Source organism: Burkholderia sp. E168m22 (assembly GCF_001319805.1).
In the GTDB taxonomy this organism is placed as follows: domain Bacteria; phylum Pseudomonadota; class Gammaproteobacteria; order Burkholderiales; family Burkholderiaceae; genus Burkholderia; species Burkholderia orbicola.
On the sequence record NZ_BBSK01000112.1, the window covers coordinates 144,279 to 169,636 of the forward strand.

Annotated in this window: 23 protein-coding genes; 17 read left to right on the forward strand and 6 right to left on the reverse strand. The window is 67.5% G+C overall.

Translation table 11 applies throughout. The annotated features are described in order from the left end of the window. Nucleotides 1–76 precede the first annotated feature (76 nt). The 12 genes from AP428_RS26585 (at nucleotide 77) to AP428_RS26640 (ending at nucleotide 12,693) form a co-directional block, all read left to right on the forward strand. Nucleotides 77–1,369, forward strand: a complete 1,293-nt coding sequence (locus AP428_RS26585; RefSeq protein ID WP_011548660.1) for an MFS transporter — start codon at nucleotides 77–79, stop codon at nucleotides 1,367–1,369. A gap of 41 nt (nucleotides 1,370–1,410) precedes the next feature. Then, the gene (locus tag AP428_RS26590) at nucleotides 1,411–2,358 is read left to right on the forward strand and encodes a YncE family protein (RefSeq protein WP_011548661.1); all 948 of its coding nucleotides are present in this window, start codon (nucleotides 1,411–1,413) and stop codon (nucleotides 2,356–2,358) included. A gap of 1 nt (nucleotide 2,359) precedes the next feature. Beyond that, the gene (locus AP428_RS26595) at nucleotides 2,360–3,319 is read left to right on the forward strand and encodes an amidohydrolase (RefSeq protein WP_011548662.1); all 960 of its coding nucleotides are present in this window, start codon (nucleotides 2,360–2,362) and stop codon (nucleotides 3,317–3,319) included. A 209-nt stretch (nucleotides 3,320–3,528) separates the two neighbouring features. Continuing rightward, nucleotides 3,529–4,794 carry a sugar ABC transporter substrate-binding protein gene (locus tag AP428_RS26600; RefSeq protein ID WP_011548663.1) on the forward strand — a complete coding sequence of 422 codons (1,266 nt, stop codon included), beginning with the start codon at nucleotides 3,529–3,531 and terminating at the stop codon, nucleotides 4,792–4,794. After that, on the forward strand, nucleotides 4,778–5,737 hold the full coding sequence (locus tag AP428_RS26605) for a carbohydrate ABC transporter permease (protein WP_011548664.1): 960 nt from the start codon (nucleotides 4,778–4,780) through the stop codon (nucleotides 5,735–5,737). Before AP428_RS26600 ends, AP428_RS26605 begins: the two co-directional genes overlap by 17 nt. Beyond that, a complete protein-coding gene (locus AP428_RS26610; RefSeq protein WP_041489441.1) occupies nucleotides 5,725–6,558 on the forward strand; it encodes a carbohydrate ABC transporter permease in 834 nt (277 codons plus the stop codon). The genes AP428_RS26605 and AP428_RS26610 overlap by 13 nt, the downstream gene beginning before the upstream one ends. Nucleotides 6,559–6,568: 10 nt before the next feature. Then, nucleotides 6,569–7,603 (forward strand): NAD(P)-dependent alcohol dehydrogenase, encoded by a 1,035-nt coding sequence (locus tag AP428_RS26615; protein WP_006480069.1) that lies wholly within the window; start codon nucleotides 6,569–6,571, stop codon nucleotides 7,601–7,603. Between the two features lie 3 nt (nucleotides 7,604–7,606). Further along, entirely contained in the window at nucleotides 7,607–8,800 is a 1,194-nt protein-coding gene (locus AP428_RS26620; RefSeq protein WP_011548666.1) for an ABC transporter ATP-binding protein, read from the forward strand. Between the two features lie 29 nt (nucleotides 8,801–8,829). After that, nucleotides 8,830–9,768, forward strand: coding sequence for an AraC family transcriptional regulator (locus AP428_RS26625; RefSeq protein ID WP_011548667.1), 939 nt, complete (start codon nucleotides 8,830–8,832; stop codon nucleotides 9,766–9,768). Next, nucleotides 9,765–11,231, forward strand: coding sequence for a xylulokinase (xylB, locus tag AP428_RS26630; protein WP_011548668.1), 1,467 nt, complete (start codon nucleotides 9,765–9,767; stop codon nucleotides 11,229–11,231). Before AP428_RS26625 ends, xylB begins: the two co-directional genes overlap by 4 nt. 87 nt (nucleotides 11,232–11,318) lie before the next feature. Beyond that, the gene (locus AP428_RS26635) at nucleotides 11,319–12,374 is read left to right on the forward strand and encodes a MerR family transcriptional regulator (RefSeq protein WP_011548669.1); all 1,056 of its coding nucleotides are present in this window, start codon (nucleotides 11,319–11,321) and stop codon (nucleotides 12,372–12,374) included. Nucleotides 12,375–12,405: 31 nt separating this feature from the next. Beyond that, nucleotides 12,406–12,693 carry a barstar family protein gene (locus AP428_RS26640; protein WP_011548670.1) on the forward strand — a complete coding sequence of 96 codons (288 nt, stop codon included), beginning with the start codon at nucleotides 12,406–12,408 and terminating at the stop codon, nucleotides 12,691–12,693. Between the two features lie 112 nt (nucleotides 12,694–12,805). On the opposite strand, the gene AP428_RS26645 is transcribed toward AP428_RS26640, so the two are convergent. Next, on the reverse strand, nucleotides 12,806–13,621 hold the full coding sequence (locus AP428_RS26645; RefSeq protein WP_011548671.1) for a carboxylesterase: 816 nt from the start codon (nucleotides 13,619–13,621) through the stop codon (nucleotides 12,806–12,808). A 13-nt stretch (nucleotides 13,622–13,634) separates the two neighbouring features. Beyond that, a complete protein-coding gene (locus AP428_RS26650; RefSeq protein WP_011548672.1) occupies nucleotides 13,635–14,927 on the reverse strand; it encodes an MASE1 domain-containing protein in 1,293 nt (430 codons plus the stop codon). Nucleotides 14,928–15,232: 305 nt separating this feature from the next. Between AP428_RS26650 and AP428_RS26655 the strand changes: the two genes are divergently transcribed. Together AP428_RS26655 and AP428_RS26660 are read left to right on the forward strand one after the other, a co-directional pair. Continuing rightward, on the forward strand, nucleotides 15,233–16,189 hold the full coding sequence (locus AP428_RS26655) for a hypothetical protein (RefSeq protein ID WP_011694918.1): 957 nt from the start codon (nucleotides 15,233–15,235) through the stop codon (nucleotides 16,187–16,189). A 42-nt stretch (nucleotides 16,190–16,231) separates the two neighbouring features. Next, nucleotides 16,232–16,669, forward strand: coding sequence for an N-acetyltransferase (locus tag AP428_RS26660; protein ID WP_011548673.1), 438 nt, complete (start codon nucleotides 16,232–16,234; stop codon nucleotides 16,667–16,669). Between the two features lie 31 nt (nucleotides 16,670–16,700). Here the strand turns inward: AP428_RS26660 and AP428_RS26665 are convergent, their stop codons facing one another. The 4 genes from AP428_RS26665 to AP428_RS26680 form a co-directional block, all read right to left on the reverse strand. After that, the gene (locus AP428_RS26665) at nucleotides 16,701–17,531 is read right to left on the reverse strand and encodes a peptidyl-prolyl cis-trans isomerase (RefSeq protein ID WP_011548674.1); all 831 of its coding nucleotides are present in this window, start codon (nucleotides 17,529–17,531) and stop codon (nucleotides 16,701–16,703) included. A 293-nt stretch (nucleotides 17,532–17,824) separates the two neighbouring features. Next, nucleotides 17,825–19,759 (reverse strand): SMP-30/gluconolactonase/LRE family protein, encoded by a 1,935-nt coding sequence (locus AP428_RS26670; protein WP_011548675.1) that lies wholly within the window; start codon nucleotides 19,757–19,759, stop codon nucleotides 17,825–17,827. Nucleotides 19,760–20,214: 455 nt separating this feature from the next. Then, a complete protein-coding gene (locus tag AP428_RS26675) occupies nucleotides 20,215–21,513 on the reverse strand; it encodes a dicarboxylate/amino acid:cation symporter (protein WP_011548676.1) in 1,299 nt (432 codons plus the stop codon). Between the two features lie 351 nt (nucleotides 21,514–21,864). Continuing rightward, nucleotides 21,865–22,521 carry a TetR/AcrR family transcriptional regulator gene (locus tag AP428_RS26680; protein WP_226292207.1) on the reverse strand — a complete coding sequence of 219 codons (657 nt, stop codon included), beginning with the start codon at nucleotides 22,519–22,521 and terminating at the stop codon, nucleotides 21,865–21,867. 293 nt (nucleotides 22,522–22,814) lie between these two features. On the opposite strand from AP428_RS26680, the gene AP428_RS26685 reads away from it, so the two are divergent. From AP428_RS26685 to AP428_RS26695, 3 genes are read left to right on the forward strand one after another with little or no spacing between them, the layout of a single operon-like run. Then, complete coding sequence (locus tag AP428_RS26685; RefSeq protein WP_041489443.1) at nucleotides 22,815–23,969, forward strand: glycosyltransferase; 1,155 nt, start codon at nucleotides 22,815–22,817, stop codon at nucleotides 23,967–23,969. Beyond that, nucleotides 23,966–24,526, forward strand: a complete 561-nt coding sequence (locus AP428_RS26690) for a hypothetical protein (protein WP_011548679.1) — start codon at nucleotides 23,966–23,968, stop codon at nucleotides 24,524–24,526. The genes AP428_RS26685 and AP428_RS26690 overlap by 4 nt, the downstream gene beginning before the upstream one ends. 23 nt (nucleotides 24,527–24,549) lie before the next feature. Next, on the forward strand, nucleotides 24,550–25,284 hold the full coding sequence (locus tag AP428_RS26695) for a polysaccharide deacetylase family protein (RefSeq protein WP_011548680.1): 735 nt from the start codon (nucleotides 24,550–24,552) through the stop codon (nucleotides 25,282–25,284). Nucleotides 25,285–25,358: the final 74 nt, after the last annotated feature.

A 25,358-nucleotide genomic window follows, 5' to 3' on the forward strand; every position in this document is an offset into this window, starting at 1 on the left:
CGCGCGTGCGTTGCGCATCGGCGTGACGGCGGCCTGACAGAAGGCCGCCGCCGCTCATCAGATGGACGGAGACACCATGAACCTGCTGAACCCCGCGACCCCGGCATACGACGCCGGCGAAGCCATCCCGCGCCGCCGCTGGCTGCGCGTGATTCCACCGCTGCTGCTCGCCTGCATCATTTCCTACATGGACCGCGTGAACATCGCGTTCGCGATGCCCGGCGGGATGAACGCCGATCTCGGCATGGACGCGACGATGGCCGGCCTCGCCGGCGGCATCTTCTTCTTCGGCTACCTGTTCCTGCAGATTCCCGGCGGCCGGCGCGCGGCACTCGGCAGCGGCAAGGCGTTCATCGCGTGGTCGCTCGTGAGCTGGGCCGTGCTGTCGGTGCTGACCGGGCTCGTCACGCACACGTGGCAGTTGCTGGCGCTGCGCTTCCTGCTCGGCGTGGCCGAGGGCGGGATGCTGCCCGTCGTGCTCACGATGGTCAGCCACTGGTTTCCCGATCGCGAACGCGGCCGCGCGAATGCGATGGTCATCCTGTTCGTGCCGCTCGCCGGCATGATCACCGCGCCGCTGTCCGGCTTCATCCTCGCCGCGTACGACTGGCATCACCTGTTCTTCTGCGCGGGCGCACTGTCGCTGCTGTGTCTCGTCGTCTGGATGCTGTTCGCCGACGACGGCCCGGAGACCGCGCGCTGGGTATCGCCGCGCGAGAAGGCCTACATCCTCGATGCGCTGCGCGACGAGCAGGAACGCAAGCGCGCGGCCGGCACGCCGGCGGCCGCATCGTTCGGCGAACTGCTGCGCCACCCTACGATCTGGCTGCTCATCGCGATCAACTTCTGCTATCAGGCCGGCATCTACGGCTATACGATGTGGTTGCCGACCCTGCTGAAAAACCTCACGCACAGCGGGATGGGCAGAATCGGCCTGCTCGCGATGCTGCCGTACATCGCGATGGTGATCGGGATGCTCGTCACGTCGTATTGGTCCGACCGGACCGGCAAGCGGCGCCTGTTCGTGCTGCTGCCGCTCGTCGGGTTCGCCGCATGCCTCGCGCTGTCGGTGCACGCGCATGCGTCGATGGCCGTATCGTTCGCGTTCCTGATCGGCTGCGGCTTCTTCCTGCAGGCGGCGGCCGGCGTGTTCTGGGCGATTCCGCCGAAGCTCTGCAGCGTCGAGACGGCCGGCAGCGCACGCGGCCTGATCAACGCGCTCGGCAATCTCGGCGGCTTCTGCGGCCCGTATGCGGTCGGCGTGCTGACGCAGCACGTGAGCGCGGCGGCTGGCGTATACAGCCTCGCGGTCACGCTCGCGGTGGCCGGCCTGCTCGCGCTGACGCTGCCGAAGCGCTGCGAGGGCTGACGACGCCTGCGCGGGACGGAACGACACACCGGAGACCCACCATGAACGACATCCTGCTGCTGGTGCAGAAATGCGCCCATACCTTCAGCTTCTACGACCTCGACACGAAAGCGCCGCTCAAGCACATCGTGCTGCCGAACTTCCCGCACGAATTCACCGTCGACGTGAACAACCGCTACGCGTACGTCGGCATCTTCGGGATCGAGACCGCGTGGTCGCGCGGCCATGAAGGCGATCACCGGATTGCCGAGATCGATCTCGTCGAGCGCACCCACACGCGCATGCTCGACCTGTGGCCGTACTACCGGCCGCACGGGATGGCGAGCGACCGCGACGGGCGGCTCTATGCGATGAGCGAAGCGCACGACATGCTGCTCGTCTTCGATGAGCCCACCCGGCAGCAGGTCCCGAACATGGCGGTGCCGTCCGGCGGCGTGAAGACGCATCTCGTGACGCTCACGCGCGACGCAAGCCGCGCATACGGCGTGCATCTGCTGTCGAATACGGTCACGCAATTCCATCCGCGCGACGCGACCGTCGCGCCGCGCGCGGTGATGCCCGGCCCGCGCCCCGAAGGCAATGCGCTGTCGAGCGACGAGCGCACGCTGTTCGTCGCGAATCGCGGCGACGACACGCTGGTCGAGATCGACACGGCGACGATGACCTGCGGCCGCCGCGTGAAAACGCGCAGCGACCCGAACCGCATCTACCGGACGAGCGCGCCCGATGGTCACGACCTGCTGCTGTTGACCAACTCGGGCGAGCGGTCGATCTCGGTGTTCGATGCGCGGCAGCTCGAGGAGATCGAGCGCATCGCGCTGCCCGCGAACCCGACCGCGCTGTCGTTCCATCCGTCGCGACGCGTCGCGTACGTGTCGTTCCACGACGACCATGTGCGCGAACTCGACCTCGATGCGTGGCGTTTCGTCGGTGCGCTGGCGACGCTGCGCGAGCCCGATGCGTCGTACGTGCTCGCCGGCGCCCTCTGACATGCGCGACGCAGCGCCGCCCGACGGCATGCCCGATGCGCTCGTCGATGCGCATCACCACCTGTGGCGACTCGATGCGGGCGCGCACTACCCGTGGCTGCAGACGCACTACGACCCGGCACGCTTCATGTTCGGCGACTACGCGGCGCTGTGCCGCGACTTCGACGTCGACGCTTTCCGGCGCGCGGCGCAATGCGCGCCGCTCGTCACCAGCGTGCACGTCGAAGCCGAACGCGCGCGCGACGAGGCGCTCGCGGAAACGCGCTGGCTGCATGAAGTTGCGGCCGCGCACGCGCTGCCGTCGGCGATCGTCGCGTGGGTCGACCTGCTGGCCGGCGATGCGGACGAACGGCTTGCCGAACAGGCCGCGTGGCCTCGCGTGCGCGGCGTGCGGTTCAAGCCGCGCACCGCGGCCGCGCCGGATGCGTTGATCGACGGGCCGGGCGCGCTGCATGACCCGCGCTGGCCGGCCGCGCTCGAACGCCTCGCCGCGCACGGCCTGAACTGGGATCTGCGCGTGCCGTTCTGGCATCTCGGCGACGCGGCCGCGATGCTGACCGACGCGCCCGCGGTCGACGTCGTGCTCGAACACGCCGGGCTACCGTGGGACCGTTCCGAAGCCGGGCTCGCGCGCTGGCGCAGCGGCATGGCGGCGCTCGCCGCGTTGCCGCGCGTGAGCGTGAAAATCTCCGAACTCGGCCTGCGCGATGCGGTATGGAACGACGCGGACAACGCAAGGATCATCCGCGACACGATCGCGATCTTCGGCTGGCAGCGCTGCCTGTTCGCCAGCAATTTCCCGGTGGCCGGGCTGCGCGTGTCCTATCCCGCGCTGCTGCGCACGTTCGCCGGTGCGATCGCGCATCTCGACGGCCCTGCGCGCCGCGCGATCTGGCATGACAACGCATTGCGGGTGTACCGGATCGCGCTCGACGCGCCGCATCAACCGGCGCTCGGGTAACGCCGCCTTCCCGCCATTCCTCTCCGTCGGGCCGCACCACGCACACCCCGACCACCACATTTTGTGCATCGCACGACCGACCGTGAGCAAAAAGTATCGGCTCACGAACTCTTTTGATGTGGTGATCGCGTCGCCCGCGTCACACCATTGTCCCTGCCGTCATCGGCGGCATTCGAACAAGCAGAATCAAGGAGACACGGGTGAACAAGATGCGAATCGTCGCAGCCGGCGTGCTGCTCGGCGCCTGTCTGCCGGGCGTCGCGGCCGCGCAAACCTGCAAGGTGCCGACCCTCCGCGTGCTCGCGCAGAAGAGCCTCGGCCTGTCGGTGATGGAGAAATCGCTGGCCGACTACGAGAAGAAGAACGGCACGAAGGTCGAGATCAGCTACTTCGGCGAGAACGACCGCCGCGCGAAATCGCGGCTCGACGCGTCGACCGGCGCCGGTTCCTACCAGATCTACTACGTCGACGAGGCGAACGTCGCCGAATTCGCGTCGGCCAACTGGATCGTGCCGCTCCTCAAGTACTACCCGAAGGACTACGACTACGACGACTTCCTGCCCGGCCGCCGCGCGGTCGCGAGCTACAACGGCGTCGCGTACTTCGCGCCGCTGATCGGCGGCGGCGACTTCCTGTTCTACCGCCGCGACCTGCTCGACGCCGCGCACATTCCGGTGCCGAAGACGCTCGACCAGCTCGTCGCCGCGATCAAGAAGCTCAACGCGCCGCCGAAGCTGTACGGCTGGGTCGCGCGCGGCCAGCGCGGCTCGGGGATGAACGTGTGGCGCTGGTCGCCGTTCATGCTCGGCATGGGCGGCACATGGACCGACAAGGGCGGCCAGCCCGCGTTCGACTCGCCGGCCGCGGTGAAGGCCACGCAGCTCTACAGCGACCTGTTCAAGTACGCGCCGCCGGGCTCGGCGACCTACGACTGGAGCAACGCGCTCGAAGCGTTCCGCTCGGGCAAGGTCGCGTTCATGATCGAATCGACACCGTTCGCGGACTGGATGGAAGACGCGAGCAAGTCGAGCGTGGCCGGCAAGGTCGGCTACACGCGCCCGCCCGCGCCGCTGCCGTCGGCCGCGTACGGCCACGGCTTCGCGATCTCGGCGGTCGGCGCGAAGGACGACTGCATGCGGCTGGCCGCCGGCCGCTTCATCGCGTGGGCGACCAGCAAGGACCAGGAGCAGGCACGGCTGCGCAACGGCGTGTTCAGCGACTACAACCGCTCGAGCACGATCGCCAGCCCGTACTTCAAGCAGCACGTCGCGCCGCAGATCCAGGCCGGGCTGAACGACACCAACCCCGTCACGCAGGTGACGATCTGGCGCACGCCGCAGTGGCCGGATATCGGCGACAACCTCGGCATCGCGCTCGAACAGGTGTTCACCGGCACGCAGACGGACATCCGCGGCACGCTCGACGAAGCGGACCAGTACGCGAAGGACGCGCTCGAACATGGCGCTCGCAAATGACGGCACGGGCGGACGCGCGCTCGGCGTCCGCCCGGCCCCTTCCGCACCGTCGGCCCGGCGCGGCCGCGCGCGCCGCGATCGCACCAGCCTGCCGTGGGTGTTCCTCGCGCCGACGCTCGCGCTGCTCGCGGTCCTGAGCCTCGTCCCGACGATCGCCGCGGTCAACCTCGCGCTGCGCAACCGCGTGCTGCGCTACCCGGACAGCGAATACGTCGGCCTGCGCAACTTCGTGCGACTCGCGTCGGACCGGCGCTTCCTGAACGCGATCGAGGTATCGGTGCTGTGGGAGGTCGTCACGGTCGCGGGCGCGGTACTGGTCGGCATCGCGCTCGCGGTGTTCCTGTTCGAGCGCGTGCACGGCCGCTGGCGCCGCTTCGCGTCGCTGGTGCTGATCATGCCGGTGCTGCTGCCGCGCGTGTCGGCCGCGTTCATCTGGAAGTTCATGTACGCGCCGCTCACCGGCATCCTGAGCTGGCTGCTCGGCGCGCTCGGCGTCGAGCACACCGCGTTTCTCGCCGATCCGCATCTCGCGCTGTACGCGGTCGCGCTCGTCGACGTGTGGCAGTGGGGGCTGTTCTTCGCGGTCGTGATCCTGAAGCTGCTGGAAACGCTGCCGCCCGAGCCGCTCGAAGCCGCGCGGCTCGACTACGCGACGACGTGGCAGGTGCATGCGTACATCGCGCTGCCGATGCTGAAGGCGCCGCTCGTGAGCCTCGTGTTCATCAAGATGGTCGAGTCGCTGCGCTCGTTCGACCTGATCTACGTGATGACCAAGGGCGGCCCCGGCATCGCGACCGAGACGCTCGATCTCTACGCGTACCAGCAGGGCATCGGCCTCGCCGGCAAGGTGTCGTATGCGTCGGGCATGGCCGTGCTGATGATGGTCGCGACCACGCTCGTCTTCACGCTCATCTGGAAGAGGGTCAACAAATGGGACGACTGATGGCCCGCCGCGGCCCCGCCGCCACCACCGCTTCCACCGTCGCGATCGCCGGCGCGATCCTGCTCGTCGCCGCGTTCCCGCTGTTCTGGGCCGTGCTCAATTCGCTCAAGCACCTGCTCGACATCGTCACGCCGACGCCGCGCTTCTTCTTCACGCCGACGCTCGCGAACTACGAACAGGTGCTGTCGAGCCCCGAGGTCTTGATCGGGCTCGGCAACAGCATCGCGATCGTCGGCGCGGCCGTGCTGATCGGCGCCGTGCTCGGCGTGCCGGCCGCGTACGCAATCGCGCGCTACCCGATACGCGGCAAGCGCGACATCCAGTTCTTCCTGCTATCGCTGCGCTTCCTGCCGCCCGTCGCGGTCGCGCTGCCGCTGATCGCGATCTGGGTCGATCTCGGGCTGTACGACACCAAGCTGTCGATGATCGTCACGTACCTGCTCGTCACGCTGTCGACCATCACGTGGCTGTCGATCCCCGTGTTCCGCCGGCTGCCGCGCGAGATCGAGGAGGCCGCCGCGCTCGACGGCTACGGCCCGTACGCGGTGTTCTGGCATATCGCGCTGCCGGTGTGCGCGAGCACGCTGCTCGGCGGCATCGTGTTCAGCTTCGTGCTGGTGTGGAACGAACTGATGATCGCGCTCGCCCTCACGTCGTCGCGCAGCGCGACGCTGCCGGTGGTCGCGTCCGCGTTCACGTCGCTCGGCCAGGAAGTGCCGTGGGGCGTGATCAACGCGTCGACGGTGCTGCTCGCGCTGCCGCCGCTCGTTTTCGTCGGCATGCTGAGCCGGCTGCTCAATTCGATGGTCAAGGGAAAATAAGGAGAACACGTTGAAAGCGCTCGTACTCGAACGCACGCGCGAGCTCGCGCTGCGCGACATCGACCTGCCGCAAGCGGTCGGCCCCGGCGACGTCCGGATCAAGGTGCATACGGTCGGCGTCTGCGGCAGCGACGTGCATTACTACGTCCACGGCGGCATCGGCCCGTTCCGCGTCGACGCGCCGATGGTGCTCGGCCATGAAGCGTCCGGCACCGTCGTCGAGACGGGCGCCGGCGTCACGCACCTGCGCGTCGGCGACCGCGTGTGCATGGAGCCCGGCGTGCCGCGCCTCGATTCGCCCGCGACGCTGCGCGGCCTCTACAACCTCGATCCCGACGTGCGCTTCTGGGCGACGCCGCCGATCCACGGCTGCCTGACGCCGTTCGTCGTGCATCCGGCCGCGTTCACGTACCGGCTGCCCGACAACGTGTCGTTCGCCGAAGGCGCGATCGTCGAGCCGCTGTCGATCGGCCTGCAGGCCGCGAAGAAGGCGGCGATGAAGCCGGGCGACCTTGCCGTCGTGATCGGCGCCGGCACGATCGGCGCGATGACGGCGCTCGCCGCGCTCGCCGGCGGCGCCGCGCGCGTGATCCTCGCCGACGTCGTGCCGGACAAGCTCGCGCTGTTCGCCGGCAACCCGGCCGTCACGACCGTCGACGTGCGTACGCGGCCGCTCGCCGACGCGGTGGCCGAGGCGTCGGGCGGCTGGGGCGCGGACGTCGTGTTCGAGGCGAGCGGCAGCGCGAACGCGTATGCGGGCCTCGTCGACCTGATGTGCCCGGGCGGCTGCGCGGTGCTGATCGGGATGCCGGTCGCGCCGGTGCCGCTCGACGTCGTCGCGCTGCAGGCGAAGGAAGGCCGCATCGAATCGGTGTTCCGCTACGCGAACATCTTTCCGCGCGCGCTCGCGCTGATCGCATCCGGCGCGATCGACGTGAAGCCGTTCATCTCGCGCACGTTCCCGTTTTCCGAAGGCGTGCGCGCGTTCGAGGAAGCGGCGAGCGGGCACCCGCGCGACGTCAAGATTCAGATCGAAATGGATTGAGCCATGGCCCGAATCGTCTGCCACGCATTGTCGAAACACTACGACGGCGGCCCCGCCGTGCTGCATCCGCTCGACCTCGAGATCGCCGACGGCGAATTCATCGTGTTGCTCGGCCCGTCCGGCTGCGGCAAGTCGACGATGCTGCGGATGATCGCGGGCCTCGAGGCGATCACCGGCGGCGAGCTCGTGATCGGCGACGCGGTCGTCAACGACCTGCCGTCGCGCGAGCGCAATGTCGCGATGGTGTTCCAGAACTACGCGCTGTACCCGCACATGACGGTGTACGACAACATCGCGTTCGGCCTGCGGCGGCTCAAGGTGCCGGCCGACGAGATCGACCGCCGCGTGCGCGACGTCGCGCGCATCCTGAGCCTCGACGCGCTGCTCGACCGCCGCCCGCGCGCGATGTCGGGCGGCCAGCAGCAGCGCGCGGCGATCGCGCGGGCGATGATCAAGACGCCCGCCGTGTTCCTGTTCGACGAGCCGCTGTCGAACCTCGACGCAAAGCTGCGCACGCAGTTGCGCGCCGACATCAAGCGACTGCACCGGCAACTGAAGACCACCACGCTGTACGTCACGCACGATCAGCTCGAAGCGATGACGCTCGCCGACCGCGTCGTGCTGATGCGCGGCGGCCACATCGAGCAGATCGGCACGCCCGCCGAGCTGTACGGCCAGCCGCACACGGTATTCGCGGCCGGGTTCGTCGGCACGCCGGCGATGAACTTCGCGGCGGGCACGATCGAGCGTGTCGGCGCGACCGTGCTGCTCGACTGCAACGGCGCGCGCTGGCCGCTTGCATCGCCGCGCTTCGCGCACCTGCACGACGGTCAGCAGGTGAAGGCCGCGATCCGGCCGAACCACCTGCGGCTCGTCGCCGAAGGCGATCCGACCCCGGGCGCGCTCGCGCTGACCGGCACGGTCGAGCTCGTCGAGCTGCTCGGCGCCGAGGCCCTCGTCACGCTGGACTGGCGCGGCCAGCCGTGCGCGGCCCTCGTGCCGGCCCCGATGGCCCCGGCGCCCGGCGCCGTGGTAGCGTTTCGCTTCGACGAAGAAGCCCTGCATCTGTTCGACGCCGGCACCGAGCGCAACGTCACGCTGCCGGATGCGAACCCGATCGCGCACGCGGTGCCGCCGACGGCCGCGACGCGCGCCACGCCGCCCGCCGCGACGGGCTGGTCGATGTCCCGTCCGTAGCACGCCGGCACGCCCCGACGGAGCACACGATGAACCCGGATCTCGAGATCGTTCCCACCCACCGCGACGAATCGTTTCGCGCGTGGGTCCACGACTATCCGCATTCGGTCGCGAAGTGGCACTTCCATCCGGAGTACGAGATTCACCTGATCCAGGCGTCGCGCGGCAAGGTGTTCGTCGGCGACCACATCGGCGACTTCGGCCCGGGCAACCTGATCGTCACCGGGCCGAACCTGCCGCACAACTGGGTCAGCGAGCTGGCCGACGGCGAACGCGTGCCGTCGCGCGACGTCGTGCTGCAGTTCTCGCGCGATGCGATCGAGAAGATGGTCGGCGCGTTCAGCGAGCTGCAGCCGGTGATCGACCTGATCGACGACGCGGCGCGCGGCGTGCAGTTTCCCGACCGCGTGGGCGTCGAGGTCGCGCCGCTGATGCTCGAACTCGCGAACGCGCACGGCTGCCGCCGCGTCGAGATCCTGATGTCGCTGTTCGACCGGCTGTCGTCGTGCCGCGAGCGGCGCGTGCTCGCGGGGCCCGGCTACCGCAGCGACGCGCAGCACTACATGTCGTCGACCATCAACCAGGTGCTGTCGTACCTCCAGCAGAACCTGCCCGGCATGCTGCGCGAAACCGACGTCGCCGCGTTCGCCGGCATGAGCGTCAGCACCTTCACGCGGTTTTTCCGGCGTCACACCGGCTCGTCGTTCGTGCGCTACCTGAACCGGCTGCGCATCAACGAGGCGTGCGAGCTGCTGATGTTTTCCGACCTGACGGTGACCGACATCTGCTACCGGGTTGGCTTCAACAACCTGTCGAACTTCAACCGTCAGTTTCTCGCGATGAAGCAGGTGCCGCCGTCGAAGTTCCGCGCGCTGCACCGGCTCAACGAACCGCACGGCCGCGACGACGCACCGCCCCCGCGACGCGCGCGGCCGCCGTGCCCCCCAGACAGGACGCTTCACACGTGACATTCCTCGGCATCGATCTCGGCACGTCCGAGGTCAAGGTTCTGCTCACCGATTCCCGATCGGTCCCCCTCGCCACCGGCGCGGCCACGCTGTCGATCAGCCGGCCGCATCCGCACTGGTCCGAACAAAGCCCGCAGGCGTGGTGGCACGCGATGCTCGACGCGATCGCGTCGGTGCGCGCCGCGCATCCGGCCGGCTTCGCCGCGCTGCGCGGCATCGCGCTGTCCGGCCAGATGCACGGCGCGACGCTGATCGACCGCGCGGACCAGGTGCTGCGCCCCGCGATCCTGTGGAACGACACGCGCGCCGGCACCGAATGCGTCGAGCTGGAAGCGCTGGTGCCGGAATCGCGCGCGATCACCGGCAACATGGCGATGCCCGGCTTCACCGCACCGAAGCTGCTGTGGCTCGCGAAATACGAGCCGGCCGTGTTTCGCGCGGTGCACAAGGTGCTGCTGCCGAAGGACTACCTGATCTGGCGCCTGTCCGGCGAATTCGTGTCCGACATGTCCGACGCGTCGGGCACGCTGTGGCTCGACTGCGCGCGCCGCGACTGGTCCGACCGGATGCTCGCCGCGACCGAGCTGTCGCGCGCGCAGATGCCGCGCCTCGTCGAAGGCAACGCGCCCGCCGCGCAGTTGCGCGACGCGCTGCGGCGCGAATGGGGCATCGACGGGCCCGTGACGATCGCCGGCGGCGCCGGCGACAACGCGGCGTCCGCGATCGGCATGGGCGTCACGGGTGCCGGCAGCGGCTTCCTGTCGCTCGGCACGTCGGGCGTGCTGTTCGCCGGCAACGACCGCTTCGCGCCGAACCCGGACGCCGCCGTGCACGCGTTCTGTCACTGCGTCGAAGGGCGCTGGCACCAGATGAGCGTGATCCTGTCGGCCGCGGCGAGCCTCGACTGGCTCGCGCGTGCGCACGGCACGACGCCCGCTGTGCTGGCGGCGCGCGCCGAACACGCCGATCCGGCCCGCGCGCCGCTGTTCCTGCCGTATCTCGGCGGCGAGCGCACGCCGCACAACGACGCGCATGCGCGCGGCGTGTTCTTCGGGCTGTCGAACGAACACGACGCCGACGATCTCGCGTATGCGGTGATGGAAGGCGTCGCGTTCGCGATGGCCGACGGCTACGACGCGCTGCGCGCGGCCGGCACGACGCTCGACGCGGTGTCGTTCATCGGCGGGGGCTCGAAGAGCGCGTTCTGGGCGCAGCTATGCGCGAATGCGACCGGGCTCTCGATGCAGCGCCATGCGGACGGCGCGGTCGGCGCGGCACTCGGCGCGGCGCGACTCGCACGGCTGGCGGCGACGAACGATACGCTGGAGGAAGTCTGCGTCGCGCCGCCCGTCACGGAGACGGTCGCGCCCGATGCCGCGTCGGTCGATCTGCTGGCGGGGCGGCTCGCGCGCTACCGACGGCTGTATCGCGCGCTGCGGGACGAGTTCGCGGCCGCCGACTGAACGGGAACAGCCGCGCGATCGCGCTTGACCCGGCCCTTGGGATCGCCTTTATGCTGACCGCAACGAATCGACAGCAAGAGGTGACGGATGGGTACCGACACGCCCCGTTTGAACGCATCGGCCGCCGCCGCGCGGCTTGGCGTCTCGATCAAGGCGCTGCGGCTGTACGAGCGGCACGGCCTCGTCACGCCCGAACGCACGCCGGCCGGATACCGCGCGTACGGCCCGGCCGACCTCGCACGCGCCGCCGACATCGCGGCACTGCGCAAGCTCGGCCTCGGTCTCGCGCAGGTCGCGAGCGTGCTCGACGGCGATGCGCGCGGTCTCGATACCGCGCTGGCCGCTCACGAAGCGGCGCTCGATCGCGGGATTCAGGATTTCGTCGGCAAGCTCGACCGTGTGCGCGCGATGCGCGCCGACCTTGCACGGGGGCGGATGCCGACGGACGGAGAACTCGCGCGGCTCGTCGACACAGGCAGCGCCGGCGTCGCGTTCAGCCTGCCGTGGCCGTGGGGTGGCGAATGGTTCGAGTGTCGCGATATCCGGCCGTTGAACTACATCATCGGTTCGCTGGGGAGCGGCAAGACGCGGCTCGCGCTTCGGCTGGCCGAAGCGCTGCCCGGCGCGGTGTTCGTCGGCCTCGATCGGCTGGACGACGATTGTGCCGCGGCATTCGACGCATTGCACGCCGATCCGGAATTGAAGTCGCGCGTCGATCGCGCGTCGGCGTTGCTCGCCGCCAAAGGCGCGACGCCGTCGCCAGCGCTGACGGCACTCCTCGTCAGCCTCGAAGCGCAACGCCCGCGTGCGCAGATCGTCGACATGATCGAACAGGGCCTCGACCGAGCCACGCAGTTGGCATTGATCGCGCATCTGCGCGAAGGCGCGGCCGCCGGCATGCGGCCGCTGTTCCTGCTGACGCGCTCGTCGGCCATCCTCGATCTCGCGGCGGTCGGCCCCGACGAAACCATCCTGCTGTGCCCGGCCAATCACAGCCCGCCTGCGCGCGTGGCGCCTTACCCCGGCGCGCCGGGGTATGAAGCCGTGGCCACGTGCCTGGCGGCGCCGGAGGTCCGGGAGCGGATTGCGCGGCGGCCGGAAGCGCGCGCTATGATGCTCGGTACGGAACGCGAAATGAATTGAATGTTTCGCGACCTGTCCGTCGGAGAACATGATGGCACGCGACACGCGGGTAGAAATCGAACTCGACGATATCGAATCGACCGAACAGTTGCACGTACGGCTGATGAAGAAGTTGAGTTTCCCGGATTGGTATGGAAGAAACTGGGATGCGTTCTGGGACGCCATTACCGCACTGGTCGATATGCCGCCCATTCTCCGGCTGAAAGGCTGGTCGGAATTCGAACGCCGCTTTCCCCGCGACGCGAAGCTGATGCGCGACTGCCTGCAGGACATGGCCCGGCAATATCCGGCCTTCGCACCCCGTGTCGAATACGATTGATCGAACTCGCCGCAAGCCGCAAGATCGCACGTCCGTTCCTTCCAGACTAGATCGCAACAACCTCAAATGGATTTGCCCCCGGATTGACGCCATTGTGACGGTTGCACCACCGTCACGATCCCAGCCGCCCCATCCGCCGCGCCATCGCCGGGCTCACCGCATGCACGGGATCGAAGCCGAAGAACTCGAGCACGTGCCGCGCGACGTCGTCGCGATCGTTGTCCGCGCAGATCATGTGATAGCTGTTCTCCAGCACGATCCCGCGCGCGTCGGGCAGCTTTTCCAGCAGGAAATCGGCCGAGCGCAGGCTCGTCAGCTCGTCCTCGCGCGCATGCAGCACGAGCGTCGGGCACGGCGTGCCGGGCGCGGCATCGCGTACCCAGTCGCGCATCCGGTCCACCTGCCGCACGCACGCGAGCGGCACCCACGCATAGTGGAAACTGTCCTGCCGCTCGAACTTCTTCTTCACGATCGCGCGGATCGTCGCGTTCTTGATGCCGAACGGATCGCCTTCTTCCACGCGCATTCGCTCCGCCACACCCGGCACGCGATACAGCACGTGCCGCAGCGACCGGTACCACGGCGTCGACCAGCCGTCGATGAATACCGGTGCGGCCAACAGCGCGAGCCGGCCGCGCGCATGCTGCACACGATGACACAGCAGCAGCGCGACGAGCGCGCCCATACACATCCCCGCAACGTGCAGCGTGTCGTACTCGCGTTCCAGCGCGCGGTACTGCTCGGTCACCGCGTCGAGCCACGCCTCCGCGCGCACGCCGACCAGATCCTCCGGGCGCGTGCCGTGCCCCGGCAGCGTGATCATGTGCGTGTCGGCGCCCGCGCGCCGCATCGCCTTGTGCAGCGAACCGAGATCGTATTGCGTGCCGCCGAGCCCGTGGATCAGCAGCACGGCCGTGCGGCCCGTCATGACGCGTGCCCGCTCATTCGTCCGCCGGCCACACGCGTTCGATCTGCCACACGCCCGCCACCACCGTCACGTCGACGTTCGAATCGAGCAACGGCGCGCCGTGGTCGGTGATCGTCCGCGTGCCGCCGTCGCGCAGCACGATGCGCAGCGACAGCGACGCGCGGTCCTCGCCCGCGATCTCCGCATTCCAGTAGTCGCGCAACGCGTCGCGGTCGCCCGCCTGCACGCGTTCGAGCACGAGCGGCACGCTCGCGATCTGCGCGGCGTCGACGCCGACGCCGAACACGCGCTCGACGTCGCCGCTCCATTCGATCCGGCCCGACTCGGGATCGAGCACGTACGCGATCTGGCCGGCGCTCGCGAGCGCGAGCTCCATGTTGTTCTGCAGCACCGCCGCATGCTCGTGCACGCGCTCGCGCGTCGTCTTCAGCGTGCTCACCGTCAGCACCAGCAGCGACGCGACCGCCAGATAGAGCTGCGCTTCGAGCAGCGCACTGCCGTAATGCTCGTGGAGCGACGCGAACGGGCCGTCGCCCTGCGCGGTCTGCTCGATCACGATCAGCGCGAGCACCAGCACCGACGACGAGCCCGCACGGCCGCCGAGCAGCAGCGTCACCGCGACCGTCAGGAACAGCGGCACATAGGTGAGCGCGAAGCCGGCGCCCGTGCCGAATTTCCGCGCCGTATCGCCATCGAAGATCACGAGCGCGACGACCGCGAGCAACGCGAACGCGACGATGCCGAGCACCAGGTCGAAGCGCTCGTGGTCGCCCGAGCGGTGCGCGCGAAAGCGCGACCACGACGCGAGCACCGGCGTGACCAGCAGCACGCCAACGAAATCGGACGCGGCCCACACCGACCACACGTCGAAGAACGGCGCACCCTTGAGCGTCGTGTACCACGCCGCGCCGCCGATCGCGCCGACGACGCCCGCGATCAAGCCGGCCAGAATCACCGAGCGCAGGAAATACAGCCCTTCGAGCGAGAAGCGCACGCGCTGCACGAGCCAGACCGCGAGTGCGGCCGCGCCGACCTCGTCCACCGTGAACAGCACCGCGTTGACGAAGCTGCCGTGCTCGATCGCGGACAGCGCGAGCTGCCCGGCCAGGAATGCGCCGGCCAGCGTCAGCCATTCGCGCATCGGTCGCAGCATGAATGCGCCGACCGTCACACCGGCCGGCAGCCAGATGTAGCCCGTCAGCCGGACGGGGCCGTTGAATTCGTGCGAGATGTAGCCGGTCGCGAGATACAGCGCCGCCCAGAGCAGCGCGGCGACGAGCCCCGGCCGCGATCGTTTGGTGTCCATCGAGAATCCCTGTGTATTGCGCCGTGCGTGCGAGCGATGTGCGCATGATAGGCGGGCGGGTGGAACGACGGAATACCGGAAGGCGGCAGCACGTTCGGGGTACCGGCGCGCCCCCGCAAGCTGGCGGTTGTGACCGGGAAAGTATCGGAAAAGTTCGCTGCTTGCCGGGCGCTATCGGGACATGTCTGCAAGTCGTCTTGTCCTGATGGCCAAAATCGCCTGCGGCCGGTCATTCGGCCCTACGATGAAAGGCATCCGAAAGCGTTCGTTTCGGGTATCGTCCAGCTCTCTTGCCAGCACTCGACATGACCGCACACGATGAAAACAGTACCGGCCCGGCCGATATCGGCCCCTTCGACGCGATGAGCCGATTTCGCATCACGTACGACGGGCCCACGCTCGATTCGTCCGAGATGGACGTACGCGAACTCGCGCCCGCGCTGCTGGCCTTCGGCGATTTGCTCGACGCGTCGACGCGCGCACTGTGCGGCGCTCAGGTCCGGCCGCAGGTCAACGTGCGCGGCAGCTTCAAGACGGGCAGCTTCGGCATCGACTTCACGCTCGCGACCTCGCTGCTCGGCCGCATGCGCGACATGCTGAGCGGCAACGAAGGCACGGCGCTCGCCAATGCGGTGACGATCCTGACCGCGCTCGGCATCGCCGCGCCCAGGGCAAGGAAGGGGCTTTTCGCCGTCCTCAAATGGCTGCGTGGGCGCGAGATCACGCACGTGCGGATGCAGAACAACACCGCGGTGCTGGACGTCGACGGCGACGAACTGGAAATCGACCTGCCCGTCCTCACGCTGCTGAGTGACGTCCGCGTTCGCCAAGCCATCGCACAAGTGCTTGCGCCGCTAGCGCGCGAAGGCATCGAGATTTTCGCTGCCGGCACCGATACCGAGGTATACGAGACGGTCGCCCACAACGAGATCGCATGGTTTCACGCGCCGGAGCCGACCGACTCGCTCCTGCTCGACGAGCATCGCAAGATGGCATTCTCGATCGTGTCGCTCGCGTTCAAGGACGACAACAAGTGGCGCCTGTACGACGGCACGTCGACGATTCACGCGACGATCACCGATGCCGGCTTCCTGTCGCGCGTGAACAACAGCCAGATCAGTTTCAGCAAGGGAGACGTGCTCTTGTGCAATGTCCGTATGCAGCAGTGGCAAACTTCGGACGGGGCAAAAACCGAATACGAGGTCACGGATGTCCTCGAACATCGCCCGGCCGGCCTGCAAATTCGGTTGCCGGGCATGTGATCCGCACCGAAGCGTCGCGCCCGACGCAACCTCTCATCACTGATGAAACCCGCGATCCATCTGCGTGCTGCGTCTCAGGAAGATCTCCCGTTCCTGCTGACGCTCCGTCGACTCACGATGACCGAGCATCTGCAGCGCGTCGGCGCGCCGACCGACGATGACGCGCACGACCAGCGCATCCGCGCGAACTTCGACGACGCGATGATCGTCTGTGAAGGCGCCGATGCCATTGGCCTGCTGAAGGTGACACGCGCCGCCAGCGAATGGCACGTCCATCAGATCCAGATTCTCCCCGCGCGCCAGGGCCAGAGAATCGGGAAAACCGTGCTGCACGCATTGCTGACCGACGCGGCGCACGCGCGCGTGCCGGTATCGCTCAGCGTGCTACATGGCAACCCGGCGCGGCGGCTCTACGAACGGCTCGGCTTTCGCGTCGCGTCGGAAACCGACACGAGCGCGAGCATGGTCTGGCACGCGTGACGCGCGTCATGTCGACGCCGTCGCATGGCCCTTACTGCGTGATCTTCGCGTCCTTCAGCAGATTGCCGATCATCTGCGCGCTCGCCTTCTCGGCCGCGATCGCCTGCAATTGCTGCTGAAGCGTCGGCTTCGCGGTTTCGAAACCCGGCACCTGCGTCGGCCGCTTCGCATCCAGCTTCACGATCGCCCGCACGCCATCGACCGGAATCGAATCCTTCGTCGTCGCGCCGACCGTCAGCTTCTCGAGCGCCTGCGCAACGGGCAGCGGCAGCCCGGCCGTCTTGCCTTCCGCCGCCGGCGTATTGAAGCTCACCCACGGCAGCTCGCCGCCGGTATCGCGGCTCGGCGCCAGGCTGTACTGGCGTGCCAGCCCGTCGAACGACTTGCCCGCCTTCAGCTCGCTCAGCACGGTCGCCGCCGCGACCGGGTCCTTGACGACGATCACGCGCGGCTTGTATTCGTTCTTGCCGAGCGCGGCGACCAGTTCGTCGTAGCGCGCCTTGACCTGCTCGTCGGTCACCGGCTCCGGCTTCACGTGGTCGCGCAGGTACAGTTGCACCTCGGCCGTCACCTTCGCCTGCTGCATCGCCGCCTTGACCTCGGGCTTGTCCGCATAGTTCGCCTTCTCGGCCGCCTGCTGAACCAGCACGCGCGTGATCAGCTGGTTCTTGATCGCCTGGCGGATCTGCGGCGAATCGGGCTGCCCGGACGCGCGCAGCAGCGTATCGACGTCGGCCTGCGTGATCGGCGTGCCGTTGACGGTCGCGACCGTCTCCGCCGTCTGCGCGTGGACCGGGCCACTCAGTGCGCCGGCCAGCGCGACGATCGTCAACAGGCGATTCGGGATCGTTTTCTTCTTCATCGTTGGGTCGCTTCAAGCATAAGAAACGCGGCAGGGACCGCCGCGCTCGTTCATCGTGCACGCCCGCACAACGTCCGCGGGAGCCGCCGCCATTGTGCACGGAACCGCATTTCCACGTCGGGAGGTTCGGCAAGCGGGTCCGGCACGGCGCGGCGCGCAGGGTGCCCGCGGTGCATTGCATGCGCATTGCGCAACAATCCCGCGAAAATACTCACGATTGCTTTCACGACTTCGCGAGTACGGCCGCTGCCCGACGCGGCTGCACGTTCGGCGTCTTCAGCACCTTCAGCCTGTCAGGGCGTCCACCGGTACACGGTGATGCTGTTCCCCTTCACGTTGTTCTTCATCACCACGTACTCGCCGTTGAACCGGCGGTACGCGCGGATGCTGTACATCGCATCGATCGCGCTGCTGGTGTCGACCGTCGCGGGGTTCGCATTGACCAGCGTCGTGTCGAGATTGCCGGTGGTGAGGTTGAACGCGTCGACGTTCGGCCACAGCGGCCCGCTGCTGCTGAACCAGTAGCCGACGAACAGATGGTTGCCCGCCGCGTCGATCGATTTCGCGCCGCTGTGCGGCAGCGTGATCACCGGGTCGGGCTTCGTCGTGTTGCCCGCGCGCCAGCCGTGATACACCTCGATGCGCGTGCCGATCGACGTCCAGTCGTTGCTGCCGACCGCGCCCTGCGCAAGCACCATCGTGTCGCTGTCCGCGAGATAGACGATGCGCGTCAGCGGCACGATGCTGGCCGGAATGCGGGTCGCGACGCCCGGCCCCCACGACGGCTTGCCGTTCGCGTCGAAGCCGGTCAGCGGGTAATGCGTGATCGCGCCGGTCTTGTCGAGGCCGGCCCATACGCCGCCCTGGCTGTCGAGGCTGAAGCCGCCCGTCACGCGCTGCGTGGTATTGAATGCGGGGCCGGGAATCGAGCCGTCCGGAATCGCGACGTAACCGTTCGCCGCGTTGAAGTGATAGAAGTAGAAGACCGGCGGGTTCTGGCCGGCCGCGACGAGAATCCGGTTCGCGCCGACCGACGTGAGCAGCCCGAAGTGTTCGTCGCGCTGCGTATCGTTCATGTTGATGCGCGGGTCCGACGGATACGTGAACGGATCGACGGTGTTCGCGACGAACTTGCCGCCCGCGCTGCCGCTGTAGATATGCGTGGCGCCGTAGAACAGCGCGCCGTCCGTGACCGGGTCCGGCGCGGCAATGCCTTCGAAGTTCAGCGACTGCAGCGTCCAGCGCAGATTGCCGTTGCTGCCGTACGCATGAATGTCGGTCGCGCCGTTGCGGCCGAGATCCCAGCTGCCGCCCCACGGGTTGTTGAGCACATAGAGGTTGCCGCCGGTGTCCTTGCCGATCCCGACGATGCGCGTGAAGCGTTGCGGGCCGACCTGCCCCTTGATGCCCGTCGTCGTGTCGAGATAGCCGCCGCGCACGCCGAACGTGCCGGCCAGTGCCGGCCGGCCCGAGATCGAATAGCGCTTGATGTTCTGGTCGGGCCCTTCGTCGCCCACCAGCAGTTGCCCGGCCGCCGCATCGACATACAGCGCCGACGGATGCGAGCCGGCCGGCATCCGGATCGTATCGAGCAGCGCGCCGGTCGGGCTGAAGCCGACGATCGAGCCGGCACTTTTCTGCGCGACCCACACGTTGCCCGCGCCGTCCACCGCGAGCGCACCCGGCGCCGACACGGCGATATCCCGCTGCCACACGCCATCGGTCGTGAACACGCGCACGCGATTGCCGTAGAAGTCGCTCGCATAGAGCAGCGAGCCGGCCGTCGCGAGCCCGGTGACGACGTCGATGCGCGGCTGGTTGGTCGCCGCGCTGATCTGGATCACGCGGTCGCGAACCTTCGTCGCGCGGTTGTAGCGCCCCACCGCACCGCTGCCGTACGTCTTGCCGGGCTGCAGCGCGACGAACAGCGACGTCGCGTTGCCCGTGATCGCGCTGCCCTGGAATTCCGAATGCGCGCCGATCGAGCCGATGCTCTTGCCGTTCTGGTAGATCGCGACGCCGCCTTCATCCTCGTCCCACATCGACGCCGTGTAGATCACGCCTTCGGGGGCTACCCACATCGCGCGCGCGACGTTGCCGACGTGCGCGGCGAGCGTGCCGTACGTGTTCGCGATCCAGTCGGTGGTGTTGGCTGCGTGAGCAGAGGGCGCAAATGCGGCGATCGCCGCGGCAACGAGCGCGGCCTGGATGCGTTTTCTGGCGACCATGACGGATGCTCTCCTGAACAGGGTAGTCATTCACATGAGGGATCGGCCGGCCAGATGGCTTGAAGCCCGCGAGATGTCAATTCTTCCCCGAATCATCCGGCGCAGTCGGTATGACATACGGCATGCATTCGATAATGCGCAGGGCGAGAATAGCGTTATATAAATCGAAAAAAATTGCGAATCGCCCGCGCTTTTGGCGAGCGCCCGCCGCGCGTCAGTGAATGGTCACTTACGCGCCGGATCGGGAATCGGGAAAATCAGGCGGGCGCCTGCCGGAATATCGCCGCCGATTCGACGTCGATCAATTGAAACGGCGAATGCCATTTCGGAAACATCGGGAAAAGCCACTGCCCCAAAACACATCGCCGGCCTGAATCCGCATCGAATCCGGGCCGGCGAATGTCATTTGCCGCGGGTCGGGCAACGCGACGTTGCACTGCCGCATTTGCCACGCATCATGCCGACGTTTCCCGCACCTTCACCTCGGCTACGCGCGCATCGTCCGAATCGTCGTCGTCGCGCGGCGCGTCGAGCTGCCCTTCCCACTTCGCGACCACGGCCGCGGCGATCGAATTGCCGACGGCATTGGTGGCCGAGCGCCCCATGTCGAGGAACATGTCGACGCCCATGATCAGCAGCAAGCCGGCTTCGGGCAGGTTGAACTGGTTGAGCGTCGCCGCGATCACGACCAGCGACGCGCGCGGCACGCCGGCCATTCCCTTCGACGTCACCATCAGCATCAGCAACATCGTGATCTGCGTGCCGAGCGGCAGATGGATGCCGTATACCTGCGCGATGAACAGCACCGCGAACGTGCAGTACATCATCGAGCCGTCGAGATTGAACGAATAGCCGATCGGCAGCACGAAGCTCGAGATCTTGCGGTTCACGCCGAAGCGATCGAGCGCGTCCAGCAGCTTCGGATACGCGGCCTCGGAGCTGGCCGTCGCGAACGACAGCAGGAACGGCTCGCGGATCAGCCGGATCAGCGTGAACGCGCGCTTGCCGAGGAACGTCACGCCGGCCAGCGTCAGCACGGCCCATAGCAGCGCCAGCGCCAGATAGAAGCTCGCCATGAACTTCGCGAACGTGAGCAGGATGCCGAGCCCTTCGGTCGTGATCGTCGACGCGAGCGCCGCGAACACCGCGACCGGCGCGAACCCCATCACCGCCCCCGTGACCTTCAGCATCACCTGCGCGAGATCGTCGATCACGCCGGTCAGGCGCTTGCCCGATTCGCCGAGCGCGGACAGCGCGGTGCCGAAGAAGATCGAGAACACGACGATCTGCAGGATTTCGTTGTTCGCCATCGCCTCGGCGATCGACTTCGGCACCAGGTGCACCACGAAATCCTTCAGCGTGAACGCGCCCGTCTTCAGATTGAGCGCCGCATCGGACGGCGGCAGTGGCAGGCTCAGGTGGCTGCCCGGCTGCAGGAGCGTCGCGGTCAGCAGACCGAGCAGCAGCGACGTGAACGACGCGATGAAGAACCAGCCGAACGCCTTGACGCCCACGCGGCCCACCGCGCCGCCGTCGCCCATCTGCGCGATGCCGACGGTCAGCGTCGCGAACACCAGCGGCGCGATGATCATCTTGATCAGGCGCAGGAATACATCGGACAGCAACGACACGTAGCCGGCGACTTCCTTCGCCATCTTCGGGTCGGGAAACGCGCTATGGCAGGCGTAACCCACGGCGATACCAAGCATCATCGCGACAACGATGTACTTGGTAATGTTGTGCTTCTTCTTCATTAGTGATCCAAATTACAAGGCGTATGTTGCTGACGGCGGGTCAATCATTCGCGTCCGGCTGCGAATTGAAACCTGTGTCTCCATGCGGGTACCTGTCCGCGTCGGGCGGTCGCCAGGGCGGACAAGGGGGGGCATTCTAACGCAAATGGTGCACCGGCTTTCAAATGTGAAAGCCCCGCGAGTTGATTTGCGTCCTGATGTCGTCGGGAAACGGCCGGTGTCGCGGTCCGGCCGGCTTCCGGTGCGGCCGGATGTCGGGGAATGTCAGCGGATCAGGTAGGACGCAGCTTGCCCGGAAAGGCACGGCGGGCGGGCGAATGCGTCAACGCGGCGCGCCGGCCATGTCGGGCGTCAGGCAACCAGTACGCAGGTGCGGAAGAAATCGCCAAGCGCGGCGGCCGTCCGTTCCATGTCGACGGACGTGCCGAGGCTGCGGTCGAGCCACAGGCCGTTGAACATCGCGAAGACGATGTTCGTCGTGCCTGCCGGATCCAGCGATGGCCTGACCCAGCCTTCGGCCTGGCCGCTTGCCAGCAAGCCCGCGAGATCCGCGCGCATCTTCCGGTCGAGCCCGACGATATCGGGGCGGCGCTCGGCATCGCGCGCGAGTTCGAGCCAGCTGTCGACACCCAGGCCGTCATCGCCCTGCGCCAGCATCCCGGTCAGTTCGTCGGCCGTGATGTTGGCCAGCCAACGCAGCCCGTCCTTGCTGAGGATGCGATCGAAGTCCTGCGTATAACGCTCGACCTCGACCGCGATGATCGCGTCGATCATCTCGCGCTTGTCGGCGAAATACCGGAACACCGCGCCCGCGCTCATGTCGGCCGCCGCACAGATATCTTCCGTACGCGCGCCGTGGAACCCCTTGGCCTTGAAGACCCGGGCGGCCGCGGTGAGGATCTGCTCGCGGCGTTGCTGGTGAAGGTTTTCGTTTCGTGTGCGCGCCATGCTTCCCGAAATAACCGGACTAAATCGTCGCATTATAGGGAAGGTACCTGTCGGGATCAAATCCGGCGGCGCCGTTTCAGGTCGCGGTCCCGCGAGAGATCGCCACGCCCGGGACCGCACGATTCAGCGATCGCGACACATTCTCACAAAGATGCGCAGACCTCGACACTACGGCACGTAAACGATCTGTAATATTTGGAAATGATTCGTATCGACGCCGTGCGCCGGCGTCAACGCGCAATCCCGGGCCGGAAACGCGGCACCGCGTTCGCGCCATGGTTTCCATCAGGTCGGGCCCGTCATTTCATCAGTATTCCTCTGAAATGATGGATCGACAAAAAAGCGGCATCGTGATGAACATTCTGTACACCAACTTCCACGGCGATTACGGCGGCGGCCAGGACACCTATGTCCGCGATCTCGCCGTCGCGATGAGCCGCCATCACCGCGTGACCGTGGCGTCGCCGGAAGGCAGCCGCCTGTCGCGACTGCTGAAGGACAGTCCCGGCGTGGCGATCTTCGACATGGAATTCAAGCCGCGCTGGAACCGGCTGTGCCGGGAGATTCTCCGGCTGCGCCAGCGGATCGCCGCCGAGCGCTTCGACGTGATCCACGTGAACGGGTCCGCCGATCACCGGCAGGTGATGCTGGCGCTGCTCGGCTGCCGGTATCGGCCGGCGGTCGTGCTGACCAAGCACAACACCTATCGCGCCGACAGCTTCGGCAACCTGCTGCGCGCCCGGCTGGCCACCGACCACACGATCGCGGTCAGCGACTACGTCGCCAGCATGCTCGCGCTGCGCTCGCCGTACGGCAACGTCACGGTCGTCAAGCACGGCGTGCGCCGGCCCGCTGCCGAACGACTCGCGGCCGACGAGATCCGCCGCCGCAAGATCGCGCTGTTCGGCGCGGCCGGCGCGGATGCGATCGTGCTGGGCAGCAGCGCCGGCACCGCGCCCGAAAAAGGCTGGATGGACCTGATCGCCGCGCTCGGCCGCCTGCCCGAAGCCGAGCGCGAGCGGTTTCGCGTGCTGCTGGTCGGCGCGGAGCCGTCCGGCGAGCAGCGCGCGCAACTCGCGCGGCACGGCATGGCGTCGCGCACCGCGTTCACCGGGCGCCTCGACGATGTGCGGGCGCCGTTCTCGATCATCGACGTGTCATTCGTGCTGTCGTACCACGAGAGCCTGTCGTATGCGTGCCGCGAAGCGATGTCGCTCGGCTGCCCCGCGATCGTGACGCGCGTGGGCGGGCTGCCCGAAAACGTCGAACCGGGCGTGGACGGCTGGGTCGTCCCGCCGCGCGAGCCCGCGGCAATCGAAGCGATCCTGCGCGCGATCGTGCAGGAGCCCGGCTGCGTCCGTGCGATGGGGCGCAGCGCGCGGCTGAAAGGCAAGCGCGAATTCTCGTTCGACGCGTTCGTCGACGCGACCTTGTCCGTCTATCACAAATCGATTCGACACAACCCCTACCGTTGGGTGACCTCCTTGAGATCGACGAAATGGCAATGAATATCTGGAAGAAGTACTGGGACCTGCGCACGCAGGAATGTCCGTGCGACGTGCACTTCGTCGAATGGCTGGAATCCGTGCGCCTCAAGGGCATCCGCATCTATCACTTCGGTACCGGCGGGCATCACCATGTCGGCGTCGAATGCGCGCGGCCGCATCTGAACAACACCGTCTTCGGCGTGACGGCATCGCCGAAGGAATACAAGTCGTACGTCGATCTCGTCACGCGGCAGCCCGAGGTGAGCAAGACCTACCTCGCGTATTTCGGCGACATCTATACGAGCAATTCGAACCTGCTGCCGACGTTCGACGTCGTCACGCTGTTTCATCTGTGCGAATTCCGCGACGAAGCGAACAGCCGCTACGGCGCGAAGACCGACGAAGCGGTGCTCGACCTGTTCGCGCGCCATACCGCACCCAATGGCCATCTGCTGTTCTACAAGGGCTCGTCGGCCTACCGGAAGGCCGAGCCGATCATCGCGCAATGGGCCGCTCGTGCCGATTTCGCCGAGGTCGGCGACTTCAAGACCCTGCGGATTTTCCGCAAGGCCGCGTAATCCCGCTTTCTTGCGATCTGCCGATGCTTACGCGCACCCCACGCTATCCGATCCTGATGTATCACCAGATCCGCCCGCTGCCGCCGCCGACCGACCGGCTGCGCAGCCTGAGCGTCGCCCCCGACGCGTTCCGCCGCCAGATGACGCTGTTCCGGCAGCTCGGCTACCGCGGCCTGAGCGTGCGCGAACTGCAGCCGTACCTGCGCGGGGAGCGGCAGGGCAAGGTCTTCGGTATTTCGTTCGACGACGGCTTTCTCAACGTGCTGACGCATGCGATGCCCGTGCTGGATGCGCTCGGATTCACCGCGACCTGCTACTTCGTCGCCGGCCGGTTCGGCGGCGCGAACGATTGGGACGCGGGCGCGCCGACCGCGCGCTCGCCGCTGATGACCTGCGAGGACATGCTCGCGTGGCGCGATCACGGCCATGAAATCGGCTCGCATACGCTCGATCACGTCGCGCTGTCGTATGTGCCGGCGCCTGTTTCGGCGTTTCAGTTGACCGAATCGAAGCGGCAACTCGAAATGCTGAGCGGGCAATGCGTCGAATCGTTCTGTTATCCGTACGGCGATCTCGATGCACGCGTGCGCGATCAGGTCATCGCTGCCGGTTACGGCAACGCGACGACGACCCGGCGCGGATGCGCCGGTGCGACCGACGATCCGTTTCTGCTGCCGCGGATTCCGGTCGCGGGCGGGGTCGGGGCTGTGAGGCTGTGGTTCAAGTGCATGAAGGGGCGAATGGCGGGGTGCCGATAAGCGCTTGAGCAGACCGACTGGACGGGCCGGTCTCACCCCGATCCAATACCCATCGCCTTCGGTGACTCAATTTC

Excerpts from the sequence above, each read along its gene's own strand:
- AP428_RS26600 (WP_011548663.1), top strand. The coding sequence starts at position 3,529 with ATGCGAATCGTCGCAGCCGGCGTGCTGCTCGGCGCCTGTCTGCCGGGC.
- AP428_RS26640 (WP_011548670.1), top strand. The coding sequence starts at position 12,406 with ATGGCACGCGACACGCGGGTAGAAATCGAACTCGACGATATCGAATCG.
- AP428_RS26690 (WP_011548679.1), top strand. The coding sequence starts at position 23,966 with ATGAATATCTGGAAGAAGTACTGGGACCTGCGCACGCAGGAATGTCCG.
- AP428_RS26675 (WP_011548676.1), bottom strand. The coding sequence starts at position 21,513 with ATGAAGAAGAAGCACAACATTACCAAGTACATCGTTGTCGCGATGATG.
- AP428_RS26695 (WP_011548680.1), top strand. The coding sequence starts at position 24,550 with ATGCTTACGCGCACCCCACGCTATCCGATCCTGATGTATCACCAGATC.
- AP428_RS26650 (WP_011548672.1), bottom strand. The coding sequence starts at position 14,927 with ATGGACACCAAACGATCGCGGCCGGGGCTCGTCGCCGCGCTGCTCTGG.
- AP428_RS26595 (WP_011548662.1), top strand. The coding sequence starts at position 2,360 with ATGCGCGACGCAGCGCCGCCCGACGGCATGCCCGATGCGCTCGTCGAT.
- AP428_RS26645 (WP_011548671.1), bottom strand. The coding sequence starts at position 13,621 with ATGACGGGCCGCACGGCCGTGCTGCTGATCCACGGGCTCGGCGGCACG.
- AP428_RS26635 (WP_011548669.1), top strand. The coding sequence starts at position 11,319 with ATGGGTACCGACACGCCCCGTTTGAACGCATCGGCCGCCGCCGCGCGG.
- AP428_RS26620 (WP_011548666.1), top strand. The coding sequence starts at position 7,607 with ATGGCCCGAATCGTCTGCCACGCATTGTCGAAACACTACGACGGCGGC.
- AP428_RS26590 (WP_011548661.1), top strand. The coding sequence starts at position 1,411 with ATGAACGACATCCTGCTGCTGGTGCAGAAATGCGCCCATACCTTCAGC.
- AP428_RS26665 (WP_011548674.1), bottom strand. The coding sequence starts at position 17,531 with ATGAAGAAGAAAACGATCCCGAATCGCCTGTTGACGATCGTCGCGCTG.
- AP428_RS26585 (WP_011548660.1), top strand. The coding sequence starts at position 77 with ATGAACCTGCTGAACCCCGCGACCCCGGCATACGACGCCGGCGAAGCC.
- AP428_RS26685 (WP_041489443.1), top strand. The coding sequence starts at position 22,815 with ATGAACATTCTGTACACCAACTTCCACGGCGATTACGGCGGCGGCCAG.
- AP428_RS26605 (WP_011548664.1), top strand. The coding sequence starts at position 4,778 with ATGGCGCTCGCAAATGACGGCACGGGCGGACGCGCGCTCGGCGTCCGC.
- AP428_RS26625 (WP_011548667.1), top strand. The coding sequence starts at position 8,830 with ATGAACCCGGATCTCGAGATCGTTCCCACCCACCGCGACGAATCGTTT.
- AP428_RS26660 (WP_011548673.1), top strand. The coding sequence starts at position 16,232 with ATGAAACCCGCGATCCATCTGCGTGCTGCGTCTCAGGAAGATCTCCCG.
- AP428_RS26655 (WP_011694918.1), top strand. The coding sequence starts at position 15,233 with ATGACCGCACACGATGAAAACAGTACCGGCCCGGCCGATATCGGCCCC.
- AP428_RS26670 (WP_011548675.1), bottom strand. The coding sequence starts at position 19,759 with ATGGTCGCCAGAAAACGCATCCAGGCCGCGCTCGTTGCCGCGGCGATC.
- AP428_RS26610 (WP_041489441.1), top strand. The coding sequence starts at position 5,725 with ATGGGACGACTGATGGCCCGCCGCGGCCCCGCCGCCACCACCGCTTCC.